Below are 13,375 nucleotides of genomic sequence, written 5' to 3' on the forward strand. Positions count from 1 at the left end.
GTAGATAGCTAGGCGTCAGCATGACGCAACAGTCTTCAGACTCGGTCCTCCATGTCGTCGCGGAGGCAGAGATGCAGAACAATAGCAGTCAACCATCGGCTGTGGTCGATACCCTTGCCATGGCACAAGCATGCCAGGATCACTACATCGCACAGCGGCTGCCGGCCTGGATGAAGCGGCTGAGCATGGCCGAATTCACCCTGCTGAGCGAGGCGCTGGCTGAACTGCTGGCCTGCCGCGCAGGCTTGTCGTCAGCGCTGGCGCGGCTACGCAACCTGAATGCATTTACCCAGCCCTTGCTGCAGCAGGCGCTCGGTGCCCACGGCGACCTTGACGTCGATCGCCTGTACTTTCGCCAGTGGTACACCTTTCCCTCACACACGATCCATTATGTAACCAGTCGGCTTCCGGTTGTCGGTAGCGACTACTACGACATTCCTCTGCTCGAAGCCGCTTTGAGCAATTTCACCGCGGAACAGCAGCGCGACCAGCCACAGGGCAATTGTCTGGTGAGCGTGCGCGGCGCAGAGCGTCGTGAACTGTCTGCAACGGGCTTCGCCAGGCTGTGTCGAGCGCTGGATCTTGGGCAGAAATACCAGGCGCATCTGGATTCGGTACTCCAGCCCCAAGTCAGGGGATTGCTGACACGCCGGCAACGCTACAGCATGCTGGTGGATGCCCTGCAAGCCAGGGCGCAGGGCGTATTGAGCGCAGACGAACTGCAGTGGGTGGTGGCGCTGTGCACCAAGGACACGCTCGGCAAGCTCGAAGGCGCATCGGTTCGCGTGCGACAGTTGGCGTTGTTCGGCTGCCGCTTGCAGGAGATCGTCGTGCTGGACGTGATCGACGCGGGCGTGTTGTTCAACACCAGCAAGCGCGTGCTGGTCTATGTGCCGGGTGACCCGCGCGGCCCCTGGAGCGTGCGCAGCGACCTGGAAGATTACGCCCGCCGGGTGCTTGGCAAACGCCTGCGCGAAGATGACTACCGGCGTTTCTTCAACCGCTTCGTGCGCCGGCGCGATAGCCAGCGATTCTTCTCGGCTGTCAGTGAGCGCCTCGATGACGTGCCCGGCTGGGCAACCCGGGACCTTGATGAGCAGACCTTTGCCTATCGCCTGCCACTGTTCGAACACCTTGCTGACGACTGGATTGCGCGGATCAAGGACGATGCTGCGGTCATCGCCCCGCCCGTGGCCTTGCTCGATCGCGAGGTCCAGGCCGAACACGCCCGCCGTTTGCGTGCTGAAGGCTGGACCCTGTTGGGTGTTGCAGGGTTCTTCGTTCCGGGCATCGGCGCGGTGTTGCTGGGGGTGATGGCCTGGGAACTGCTTGAGCAGACGTTCCAGGCTGTAGGGGACTGGCAGGACAACGAACGCAATGCGGCACTGGCGCACCTGCTGAATGTAGGCAAGGGGCTGCTGGCTGTCGGGGCAACCGTTGCCGTCGTTGCCACGGCCCGGCGCGCCTGGAGCGTGGTGGACAAGCTGGTACCCGCGCAGCTGGAAAACGGTGGGGAAAAACTGTGGAACGCAGACCTCAGCCCCTATCGCTGCGAAAGCCCGCCAGACACGGCGGAGCCGGACATGGAGGGTATGCACCGCCTGGGCGAGCGCCGCTGGATCAGCATGGACGGGCACTGGTATGAGATGACCTGGCACGACCACGATGAACAGTGGCAATTGCTCCCTTATCAGGGCTATGCGCCGCCGCTGCGTCACAATGGGGCCGGTGCCTGGCGGCTGTGGTGCGAGCAGCCCGCCGAGTGGGGCGACACACGTCAGTTGTTCCGCCGCCTGGGCGGGCCCTTCAGCGACCTTGACGATGCGCAGATCGACCGGTCGCTGGTGATCCATGGCCTCGATGATCAGCACCTGCGAGCTTGGCATGTGTATGGCCGACCGCCGGAGGCAGCGTTGGTCGATACCGTCACGCGCGTGCGGCTCGCTGGCAGGATTGGTACGTTGGTCAACCAGCTGCGCGAGGGCGGTGTAACTGCAGACCCGCAACTGCTGGAGCGGGTCATGCGCCTTCCACAAGCCGCCGGCAAGGACGGAGCAGCGTTAGCCGATGTGGCTTGGATCGGGCGACGAGAACTTCTACAGGCGGTGTACGAAGAGCAGAATCCCGACACGGAAACGGGCCGTCTCTTACGGCAGAATTTTGCCAGCCTGCACCGCTTGGCCGCGGATGAGGTGCTGCGCGATGCCAGCGAGGATGACCTGCAGCTTTTACGTGAGACGGGGCGTGTGCCGTTGCTGATGGCCGAGGCAGCAAGGTTGCAGGTTGCGCGAATCCGAATGGCGCGTGTGTATGAGGCGCTGTGCATCGATACGCCGCAAAACCTCGACCTGGCGCGTGTGGTCCTGAATCTGCTGGTGCATGTGCCGGGGGCTGGCGGGCCGGGGTGGCGATTGTACGACGGTGATGCCAGCGAGCCGTTACTGACGGTCGAGGGATCGACGCAGACGTTTGACTTGCTTCATCGTCATGGGTTGTTCCGCCTGCGTGCCCGAACGCACACGGTTGTCGGTGAGAGGGGCGAGTTGTTCGAGACCTTGGCCGCAGCCTATGACGACGCATCGCAAGCGGCCATCGGCCAAGGCCAGCCCTTTGTGCCTGCGCTGCGCCAGGCGCTGGCCAACGTGGCTTTCGACCAACGCCAGACCGTGGTGAACCTGCTCAGGCTGGAACAGCCGAGCGGCTCGTTTCTCGCGCCGCAACGTCTGGCTGATGGCCGGATTGGTTACCCCATGGCGGGCGGCAGGCTCTGGGGGGCGTCAGGGCGAAACAGGCCAAGGGCGCTTCAGGCCCGGTTGCGAGACCTGTACCCGGCCTTTACCGACGAACAGATCGGGCGCTGGTTGGCCTCAGGTGACGCGCAGGCCAGGTTATCTATGCTGGAGCAGCAATATGGGGTGCTCAAGAGACACTTGACCCAGTGGGCACGCAGTGCCTTGCTGTCACCAGAACTGGCCGCCCGGCGTGAGTTCAGAAAGGGGCTGATCAACTGCTGGCGCTGTCTTGTGCCGGAATTGCAAGGGCAAGCAGCACTGGAGGACGGGCGCTTCATGCTGACCCAGACCATCAGCCGCTTGCGCCAGCTGCCGGTCCTGCCCGCGCAAGTGGGCTTTCCCCACGTCTCGATCCTGGCCTTGCGCGCCATGCGCGTGGAGCACGTTCCGGACGAGTTTCTGCGGGCGTTTCCCAACTTGCGCAACCTGGAAATCACCAACTGCCGACTCACGCGTTTGCCATTGCCTCTGATGCTTGTCCAGAGGCTGGAGGTACTCGACTTGTCTGGTAACCAGATCACGCTCGACCAAGGCCAGGCGTTGGTCTTGGCAGATTGCCGGTCCCTGGTGTACCTGAACCTTTCGGACAACCCGTTGCGCAGGGCATTTTCCGTCCAGGCAATGATCGAGCTGAATGCCCTCTACCTGTCGAACACTCAGTTACCCGAGTGCCCCTACGGGCTGATGGACGCGCCAGAACTGCACACCCTGAACCTCAGCGACAACCGTATTTCTGAACTGCCCGAGGGTTTTCATCAGTCGCAGTTGTGGCGTTCGGGCAGGGTCGAGCTTTCCGGCAATCCGCTGGGGGCAGCATATGACGGGGTTTCAACCTGGCATTTGCTTGAGGCCAGTCGCGTGCCTTACCGGTTGCGCATTCTGGATGCGTTGCCTGGCGAACGTCGAGATGAAATGGCGGCACTGTGGGCCCATCTGGAGGCCGAGGAGCAATCGGAAGAGTTTTTCAATACCCTGTCGATGCTGACAGAATCCGGCGCCTTCAGTTTCTCATCGACTGCATCCGCGCTGGCGGCCCGTGTGTTCGACATGCTCCAGGCGATGTCTGAGCATGATGCCCTCAGGCAAGAGCTGTTCGAGCACGCAGCGGCGACCGGTTGCCAGGATAACGCCACCGCGCGTTTCGCCGACCTGGAACTGCGAGTGATGATATGGCGCACGAGGCACAGCGGATCTGCCCGGCCTGAACGGGCCTTGCTGAAGCTCGGTGCCCGGATGTGGCGGTTGGCGGTGCTTGAGCAAATTGCCGCTGAACATGCTTATCGGGTGGGGGCGGGTGCTGAATCGATCGAATTCGCCTTGGCCTATCGAATCGGCTTGCGCAAGTCTCTGGACTTGCCTGCCCAACCCGGTGAAATGCTTTATGCAGGGATCCCTGCCTTGAGTAATCAGGACCTTCTTCTGGCCCGTGAAAGGATCCTGGCGCGACAGACTCGGGAGGGCATTGCTGATTACCTGTCACGCCAGTGGTTCTGGCAGGACTACTTGCGCAAGGCCTCCGCGGTTCGCTTGCAAGTGCCCCAATCCATGCACGCTGAGCTGGAACGGCTGATGGCGCTGGGGAATCGGGACGAGGAAATCGCGCGGCTGCAGATCCGCAATCAGCAACGCGAGCATGCGGTGTTGCTGCAGTTGACGCTGGAGGCGCTGGACCGGAATACGGTGCAGCGTCCGCTCAGCTAGCGGGTTGGCGGTTGTCTGATTGCAGGCATTAGCTATATAGCGCCTGGCGGGGAGCAGGCAACCTAGTCTGGCCTCTTTTCATGAAGAGGCCCCCGCTATGGACACCACTTTGCCGTCAGATGCGCAGGCCGCCATCGATGCCTTCCAGGACGGCATCATCGGCAGGCGCCTTCCACCCTGGTTGCGTCATGCACCTGCTGAGCAACTGCCTGAGATCGGCAGGGCATTGTCAAACAGCCTTCGCTGCTGTGAGCAAGTGAACACGGTGCTGCGAGGTATCGAGGGCATCGACCGTTTCGTCGCATCAGCCCTGGGGAAGGCCCTCGACGAGCGTTACGGGCTTGGCCGTAACCCTTACTCGCTCAGGTTTCTGGAGGGCCGCCGGGAAGCTGTGATCAACAGTCAGCCGGTGGGCGCGCACCTGACGGCCGTGGTCTATGAAGAAAAGCCGCTGCTCGAAGTGGCATTGCGCAACTTCACGGCCGCCCAGGCGCAGGAAGGTGGCCAGCCGCGTGGTAACCGCCTGCTGCTTCCACGCCACGGCACGGTCAAACCCCCTACAAGCATCGAGTTTGCCGGACTGTGTCGTGAGCTGGACCTGGGTGAGTGCTATCAACGTCATCTGGATGCCATCCTCACGCCCGCTGGCAGTGCCGAGCGCCTGGTATCGCAGCTTGTAGATGCCACGCGCTATACCATGCTTGTGGACGCCTACAAAGCCAGGCAGGAGGGAACGCTGGATGCCAGCGAACTCAATGTGATGGTGGCTGTGTGCGAGAAGGGGGAGCTGCCGCGCTTGGCGGGCGACCTTGTGCTGGCCAGGCAACTTAAATTGCTGGGTTGCCAGATCGAGCAGGTGACCGTGTTCGTTGTCATTGAGCAGGGCGTCCTGTTCAACACGACGCGTCGGGTGTTGCTTTACGTGCCTGGGGACCCTTTTTCGCCTTGGCGCGCGTTCGAGAGCATCGACAAACTGAACCGCGAACTGGGCCGTTGCTTGCGAGACAAGGCCTATCAGCGTTTTTTCAGCCGCTTCGTGCTGCGGCGTGACAGCCAGGCTTTTTTCGCCCAGGTCGCGGAGCGCTTCGATGACCTGCCGAGCTGGGCCTTTCGCGATCTCGAACCGCGCTTGCAGGCTTACCCGCAGCCGTTGTTCATCAGCCTGGCACGGGCACGTATCCACCAGATCAAGGACGATGCGGCGATGATCGCGGTCCCTGTGGCCAGGCTGGATCGTGAGGTTCAGCGCCAGCATGACCTGCGCCTTGCAGCCGAAGGGTGGGCGCTGCTCAACCTGGCCAGCTTCTTTGTGCCTGGGGTTGGCCTGGCGCTGCTGGCCGTGACGGCCTTTGAACTGCTGGGTGAGGTCTACCATGGCGTCGAGGCCTGGCAGGAAGGCGATCGCCAGGAGGCGCTCGACCATTTGACCCATGTGGCGACAGACCTTGCCCTGCTTGCGACCACGGTAGCCGGGGTGGGTGTGGCTCGACGGGTTTGGGCACGCTCTGCGAAGGTCGATGCCATGGTGCCGGCGCGGCTGGAGGACGGCACTGAGAAACTCTGGCAACAAGACATGACCCCGTTTCAAATCCAGGCACCCGTTGCAGTCTCAAGCCCGGACGCCTTGGGTATTCGACGTCAGGACGGGCTGGCCTGGATCGAAATGGACGGGCATCACTATCGCGTGACAGAGGCGGGTGATGATCAATGGCAGTTGTATCCGGTCGACGGCCACGGACCGTTGCTGCGCCACAATGGCGCAGGTGCCTGGCGGGTGTGGAGCGAGCAACCGGCTCGGTGGACTGACAGATACCGCATGTTCCGGCGTTTGGGCGAACCCTTCAATGGGCTGAATGACGAACAGATCGATCAGGTTCTGCTGTTCCACGGCCTTGATGGCGACGACCTGCGTGGCCTGCATGTACACGCCCAGGCACCGAGCCCCGGGATGATCGACAGCGTGGCGCGGGTCAGGCTTGATCAACGCATCCGCAGCATGATTGGCCGTTTGCGCAGTGGCGAGCCGGTAGAAGATACAACAGTGCTCGATCACGCTCGGCGCCTGCCAGGCGCGAGTGGCCTGACAGATCGGGCATTGGCAGCGTTGGCATGGACGCAGCGCCGAACACTGCTGCAGCACCTTTTCGAAGCCTTGCAGCCCAGCGACACCCCTGGCAGCGCAGTGCTGCGCCGGGTCTTCCCGGGGCTGAGCGCGCGCACTGCGCAAGCACTGGTACAGGCCGCCAGCAGCGTGGATCGCATGCGGCTGCTGTCCAGCGGAAGGGTTGCACTGGGGCTGGCCGAGGCGGCAAGGGGCAGTGTGCTGGCTACCCGCCAGGCTCGCGTATTTGAAGCGTTGTACCTTGATACGCCGCAGCATGCAGACCTGGCACGGGTGGCCTTGGGCATGCTGCGGTATCTACCCGGAGGCGAACAAGGTGTGCGCTGGCGCCTGTACGAAGGCTGCCTGGGCGGGCCGATACTGGCGAAGACCGAGCAAGGGCCGCGGGCGTTCGATCTGGTGTACGTTAACGGCAGGTTTCAACTGCATGGCGGCCAGGGCACGGCGCTGGGTGAGGCAGGTGAGTTGTTTGACGTCATGGCGCCAGCCTATACCGAAGGGCAACGGCAGGCGATGGGGATCGGCGATCCATTCGCGCACAACCTCAGGGTGATGCTGGCGCGCGAAGCGGCACGCCATCGTGATGAGCTCAGTCGTTTGCTTGGCGCGGTACGCCTAGGTGCTGTCCGAGGGCCCATGCGCTTGGCCGATGGACGTATTGGCTACCCGCTGGGTGGTGGCGGAGTAAGTGGTTTTGCATCAAGGGGCAGTGCCCTGAGGGCAACGCTGCGCGATCTCTTTCCGTGGTTGAGTGATGAGCAGGTCGAGACCTTCGCCGATGACGCCAGGCGTTCAGGGCATCAGATTGAACACGTACTGGCTGACCTTCGCAATGAGTTCGCGGTGCTTCGCGCCACACTGAATACCTGGGTGGCACGAGGGCAGGGCGATGTCAGGGAAGATCGAGAGGCTTTACGCCAGACGTTGTTCAATTGCTGGCGGCGGTCGGTGGGCGTGGGGGAACTGCAGATCAATGCACAGGAAAACCTCCACGTCATGTTCTGCAATTTCAGATCGAGCGGCTTGCCCAACATACCCGCACAGGTCTGCTTCAGAGGTGTGACCAGCCTGTCGCTGCTGCACCTTGACCTTCTGGAGGTGCCCAGCAGCCTGCTGCTGGCCTTCCCTAACCTGCAAACCCTCGATCTGGGTGGGAACCTGTTGACGCGCCTTCCGCAGCCGTTGCTGCAGATAGCGCAGTTGCGGCATCTGAGCCTGACCAACAACCGGATCGTCCTGAACATTGCACAAACCGCCACACTGGCCAGTTGCACGAACCTGCAGTCTCTCGACCTGTCCCACAACCCTCTGGGGAGCAGGTTCACGTTGGCGGGTTTGGCTGAATTGCGCTGGCTGAACTTGCGCGACACACAGATCTCGCAGTTTCCACTGGGCGTGTTCGACAACGCTCAGTTGGTATCTGTTGACTTGCGGGATAACCGGATCAGGCACATTCCAGAGGGTTTCTACCAGTTGCCCGTGTGGCAGCGGCGGCGGTTCCGCTTGAATGCGAACCCCTTGGGCGAGGCCCAGACGTTACGCTTGCAGGCTTCGTTGAGTAGCGTCGATCCGGCCCTCGACGAGGAGCAAGTGCTTCTGCGGCTGCAGCACGCGCGTGAAGTATGGGGGGATGCCGTGGCTCCGGAGCATCGCGGCTTGATGCTTGCTGCCTGGGACTCGCTGGATTCAGGGCAGGACGCCGAGCGTTTTTTCCGTGTGCTTCGCCAGTTGTTGCTGTCCGAAGACTTTCGTGTCAATGCGCGTGCACTGGGCAATCGGGTCATGGCGGTATTGCAAGCGATGGCCATTACGCCAGAGCTGCGGCAGAACTTGCTGTCAGTGGCCAATGATGAGTGGGGGTGCCAGGACGGTGCAACCTGGTGCTTGAGCAACCTTGAGCTGAATTTGCTGGTTTGGCAGGTCGAGCACGCGGCCCAGGGAGAAAGCGAACGCGCCTTGCTAGACCTGGGCAGACGTTTATGGCGCCAGGATGCAGTCGACAGGTTCGCTACCCGATGGGCGCTACAACATGGCAGGACGCTGGAAGGAAGCGAGGTGGGGCTGGCTTTCAGGGTCGGGCTGAGGGAGCGTCTCGACTTGCCGCTGCAGGTGGGAGAAATGAGCTTCCTGGCGATCTCAGGCGTCCTGGATGCGGACCTGGCAGAAGCAGAGGCTGCGGTGCGGGATGCAGAAACCCCGGAAGAGGTTGCCCGCTCCATGGTTGACCGTGAATTCTGGCAGGCGCACCTGGAGCGTTCTCATCCTGAGCGATTCGCTGCGGTCGACCTGCCGTTCAGAAGGCAGCTTGAAACGGTGCTTGACGATGAAGCGCTGAGCGAAGGGGCCAGGATCGACCAGGCGGATGCCATTCGCGATGCGCAGCGCGCTGCACGCAGAGGGCTGATGCTGGATATGACGGTTCAAGCGATGGAAGTGGGACCCAAAGGGCCATCGATCGATGTGCGTTGACGTGTGCTCAGGGCAAGGGGGGGCTGGCCCTGCCAAAGCGGCTTTGGGCTATGCTCAATCAAGCTGACAGCGGTTTGTACCAGCGCCGTAGTCCTGGCTTCAGGTGGCTCGGAAATCGACAGTTACTTTTGCACACCCCGTTCTGGAATGAAGTGGTTTAGGCTCCCTGTCGGATTTTTCTCCGTGATCTGTAGTCATTGGTATATCGAGACAATAAGGAGATACGCATGCTTGTCCGGTCACTGACCCTCGCAACCTTGCTTGCTGTTGCCGGCCCCCTGTTTGCCGCAGACAGTGATGCGCCTCTAGCCAAGGAACTGGGCAAGACCAGACCATTGGTGGTTATCGCTCCCAGCAGTGCCGACCCGACGTTGCGAGGGCTGAACAAGGCGCTCGAGGACCCGGCCACCCAGGCTGCGTTCAAGGAGCGCAACCTTGTCCTGTACAGCGTCGCCAACATGATGGGCAAGCGAGAGGACAAGAACCTTGAGCAGCAGACCACAATGGCCCTGATTCGGGAACTGAAGTTGGGCGCGAGCAAGGGGACCAAGGTGATTCTGGTGGGCAAGGACGGTGAGCGGCACATGCTCAAGGACGACGACAGCGGCGAGGTCATCGACCCGCAGGTGATCTTCAAGGCGGTCGATGAACTGCCTGCCAGTGAAAAGGCACTGGCGGCGCCCGAGCCCGTAGCGGCGACCCCGCAAGGCAAGGCCAAGGACAGCAAGCCGGCCAAGCCCGCAGCCCCGCCCAAACCGCTGGAAGACTGATCACACCTCATGGCCCCAAGGCACCTTGGGGCCAGTTGCCGGGTGTCGTGTATCGCACTGTATCTGCCTGTGCAGCAGACCTACTGCCATACAAAAGCACGCCTGACACGATACATCCCCGACAAACCGCAACGGCCTAATGGCTCCACTATCCAACCCCAGTGGAGCTGCATCATGACTCAAGCAAAAAACACCCTCGGCCTGCTCGGCGCCGCCCTGATCGGCAGCATGGCATTGAGCAGCAGTGCGTTCGCCGTCGAGCCGCTGGCCCAAGGTTACCAGCTGGCTTCGGCCAAAGTGGCCGGCGAGGGCAAGTGCGGTGAAGGCAAGTGCGGCGGCAGTGGCAAGGCTTCCCAAAGCGAAGGCAAGTGCGGTGAGGGTAAATGCGGCGCCGGCGCCAAGGCCGGGGCTGAGGGCAAGTGTGGTGAAGGCAAGTGTGGCGACGCCTCGTTCGCCAAAACCGACAGCAATCACGATGGCAAGGTCTCGCGCGATGAGTTTCTGTCGGTGGCCAAGGACCGTGCCCGTGATTTCGACACGATCGACCGCAACCATGACGGTTTCATCTCCGAGCAGGAAGCGGCGGATCACCTCAAGGCGATTTATCAGGCCAATGGCAAGGCCATGCCTGATGGCTTGTTCAGCCACCTGACCGGCAAGCCCTAACTTTCTACCCCATGAAACGCTACAACGCTCCTCCTGCTGGCCAGGTGGGGCGTTGTGCCTGTTGGAGAGCTTTTATGTTTCCTGCAATGTTGAACATCGGGCTAGGCCTGCGTCGCGGCCTGTTGCCGGAACTGCTGGCCATGGAGGCGGGTGCAGTGGACTTTCTCGAGTGTGCGCCGGAAAACTGGATTGCCGTGGGCGGCGCCTACGGCAAGGGCCTGGCCCAGCTGGCGGAGCGCTTTCCTGTCACCTGTCATGGGTTGTCTTTATCGCTGGGTGGCAGCGCGCCGCTGGACCGCCATTTTCTCGAGCAGACCCGGCAGTTTCTTGACCGGTATCAGGTGCGACTGTACAGCGAGCACCTGAGCTACTGCAGTGATGACGGGCACCTGTACGACCTGATGCCCATCCCGTTCACCGATGAAGCCGTACGCCATGTGGCTGCGCGCATACGCCAGGCTCAGGAGCAGCTGGAGCGGCGCATTGCCGTGGAGAACATCAGCTACTATGCCGCGCCGTATCAGGCGATGAGCGAACTCGACTTCATCCGGGCGGTGCTTGATGAAGCCGATTGTGACCTGCTGCTGGACGTCAACAACGTCTATGTCAACGCCTGCAACCAGGGTTACGACGCCCGGCAATTCCTTGCAGGCCTGCCCCAGGCGCGCGTGGCCGGGATGCACGTTGCCGGGCATTACGATGAAGCGCCGGACCTCAAAGTGGATACCCACGGGGCCGCCGTGAAGGAAGATGTCTGGACGCTGTACGCCACCGCTTGTGCGCGCTTCGGCGTACGGCCGACGGTGCTGGAGCGTGACTTCAACTACCCGCCCTTGGCCGAACTGTTGGCCGAGACGGCGCGTATGCGTGCTGTGCAATGCGCTGCCGGAGGGCAAGCAGATGAATGAGACCTTGCGTGCGCAGCAGTATGCCTTGGCCCGTCACCTGCGCGACCCGCAGCGCCATGCCCCGCCGCCCGGCGTCGAGGCCCGCCGCCTGAGGGTTTACCGCGAGTTGTTCTATGGCGCCATCGAAGGCTTGCTGGCTGGCAGCTTCCCGGTCATGCGCCAGGCGTTGGGCGAGCAGCGCTGGCATGCGCGAGTAGGTGATTTCTACGCCAGTTACCGTTGCCAGACGCCATTGTTTACCGAAATTGCCGAAACCTTCGTCGACTACTTGCAAGGTGTGGCGCTGGACACCCCTTGGCAGTTGGAGCTGGCGCATTATGAGTGGGTCGAGGCGCAGCTGTACCTGAGCGACGCCGAGGACCCGGCGCATGACCCTGATGGTGACCTGCTGGATGGGCAGCCGTTGTTGTCTTGTGTGGCGCGCGTGTTGGCCTATCGTTGGCCGGTGGACAGCATTGGCGTGGACTACCAGCCAACGGCTACCCCGGCGTCGCCAACCTTGCTGCTGGTTTATCGCGATGCCCGGTTGCAGGTGCGCTTTGCCCGGTTGGCCCCTATGGCGTACCGGTTGCTGGTGGAGCAGGGGACTGGAAGAGAGCGGCTGCAGGCATTGGGCGGGGATGTGCAGCAAGGGTTGGCATTGTTGCAGGCATTGCGCGAGCAGGGTGTCATTGTCGGAACCGTTTGAAGGCATTGGGGGCTGCGCAGCAGCCCCCGGTCCTCATCTGCCGAACCGCGTGCCAAGCCAATGATCGAGGCTAAGGCGCCCGGCGCCCTTGAGTAGCAGTGGCAGCAACGCTATCAGGTAGATCAGCGGCAACTTGTAATTGCCGAAGCCCTGGTCGGTAATGGCATAGCCTTGGGCCAGCTCCGCCAGGCCCGACCAGTGCGCCGGCCAGTGCACTGCCGCTATCGCTACAACGGTCACCACCATCAAACCCAATGATGCCAGCCGGGTACCCAAGCCCAGCAACAGCAGCAACGGCAGTACCAACTCGGCCCACATCGACAGCTGCCAGTTCAGCTCTGCGGGCAGCAGGTTGAAGGGGAACGGGAAGCTGGACTGCAGGTCGGCGAACCAGTTGCTGCCGTTGAATTTCTCCAGGCCGGATTCGAAAAATTCCCAGGCCAGAAATACCCGTAATGGCAAGTCGGCGCTCCAGCTGCCGATGCGATCGACGGTGGTCAGGGTACGGGTCAAGGTCGTCATGTGCGGTGCTCTCTTCAGGCAAGGGCGCGGGTGCTGCGGCGTTGTTTACGGGCCACTTTGGCGGTGAGCTTGACGGCGATGGCGCTGAACATCAGGGCGAACGCCAGCGGGTACCAGCCCCCCATGGGGATGCGTTTGTAGAACGACAGGCAGAACACCCCAGCCAGTACCCACATGCCGCTGCTGTGCAGCGCTTGCCAGGCACGACCGCCCAACAGTCGCATGGGGGCCTTGAACGAGGTGGCGGTGAGCAGCAGCAAGAACAGGTAGCCGACCGTGCCGGGCAGGCTGGACGTGAGCGTGCGGCCGGCCCAGAACAGTTCGGGGAATTGCTGGGCGTAGCGATAAATCAACACACCATGCACGGTGTGGGAGAACGCGAATGCCAACCCCAGGTAGCGTCGCTCCTGAAGGATGCGGCGGCTTGAGGTGCCAGGCAGCAAGGTCACCAGCGACGAGGCCAGGAACGCCAGCAAGAACAGTGCGAACGAGCTGCGTGCGGTGGCACGAATGGCACTGCGCAAGCCGTCCGGGTCAGGTTGGCTGGCCAGGACCACGGCGCTCATCGCCAGGGTCAGGCCGGCAAGGGCGGCGAACAGCTTCCAGCCGGAGGGCAAGGTGAAGGCTTTCATGAGGGTCTCCCGGGGTGTGGTTGTGTGACCGGGAGTGTCTCGAGGCGGGGTATCTGCAGTGTGTCAGGGGGATGCAGTTGTGTATCTGTTTGTAGAGGCGACCTC

General features: G+C 62.2%; 8 protein-coding genes. 6 read left to right on the plus strand and 2 right to left on the minus strand.

The window, feature by feature from the left end:
• The first annotated feature begins 71 nt into the window (after window positions 1-71).
• The 6 genes from ACF8EF_RS20295 to ACF8EF_RS20320 all read left to right on the plus strand — a co-directional run bounded on the left by ACF8EF_RS20295 (window position 72) and on the right by ACF8EF_RS20320 (window position 12,116).
• Entirely contained in the window at window positions 72-4,493 is a 4,422-nt protein-coding gene (locus tag ACF8EF_RS20295; protein ID WP_392461794.1) for an NEL-type E3 ubiquitin ligase domain-containing protein, read from the plus strand.
• A 97-nt stretch (window positions 4,494-4,590) separates the two neighbouring features.
• Entirely contained in the window at window positions 4,591-9,084 is a 4,494-nt protein-coding gene (locus ACF8EF_RS20300) for an NEL-type E3 ubiquitin ligase domain-containing protein (RefSeq protein ID WP_392461796.1), read from the plus strand.
• A gap of 227 nt (window positions 9,085-9,311) precedes the next feature.
• Window positions 9,312-9,854, plus strand: a complete 543-nt coding sequence (locus ACF8EF_RS20305; RefSeq protein WP_176683887.1) for a DUF4174 domain-containing protein — start codon at window positions 9,312-9,314, stop codon at window positions 9,852-9,854.
• A gap of 174 nt (window positions 9,855-10,028) precedes the next feature.
• Window positions 10,029-10,520, plus strand: a complete 492-nt coding sequence (locus tag ACF8EF_RS20310) for an EF-hand domain-containing protein (protein WP_176683886.1) — start codon at window positions 10,029-10,031, stop codon at window positions 10,518-10,520.
• Between the two features lie 74 nt (window positions 10,521-10,594).
• Window positions 10,595-11,428 (plus strand): DUF692 domain-containing protein, encoded by an 834-nt coding sequence (locus tag ACF8EF_RS20315; protein ID WP_176683885.1) that lies wholly within the window; start codon window positions 10,595-10,597, stop codon window positions 11,426-11,428.
• Window positions 11,421-12,116 (plus strand): DUF2063 domain-containing protein, encoded by a 696-nt coding sequence (locus ACF8EF_RS20320; protein WP_176683884.1) that lies wholly within the window; start codon window positions 11,421-11,423, stop codon window positions 12,114-12,116. Before ACF8EF_RS20315 ends, ACF8EF_RS20320 begins: the two co-directional genes overlap by 8 nt.
• Window positions 12,117-12,149: 33 nt before the next feature.
• Here the strand turns inward: ACF8EF_RS20320 and ACF8EF_RS20325 are convergent, their stop codons facing one another.
• Both ACF8EF_RS20325 and ACF8EF_RS20330 read right to left on the minus strand, forming a co-directional pair.
• Complete coding sequence (locus tag ACF8EF_RS20325; protein WP_021782826.1) at window positions 12,150-12,638, minus strand: DoxX family protein; 489 nt, start codon at window positions 12,636-12,638, stop codon at window positions 12,150-12,152.
• A gap of 14 nt (window positions 12,639-12,652) precedes the next feature.
• Window positions 12,653-13,270, minus strand: coding sequence for a ferric reductase-like transmembrane domain-containing protein (locus tag ACF8EF_RS20330; protein WP_021782825.1), 618 nt, complete (start codon window positions 13,268-13,270; stop codon window positions 12,653-12,655).
• Window positions 13,271-13,375 lie beyond the last annotated feature (105 nt).

It is taken from the genome of Pseudomonas sp. zjy_15 (assembly GCF_043101865.1).
Lineage (GTDB): Bacteria > Pseudomonadota > Gammaproteobacteria > Pseudomonadales > Pseudomonadaceae > Aquipseudomonas > Aquipseudomonas putida_Y.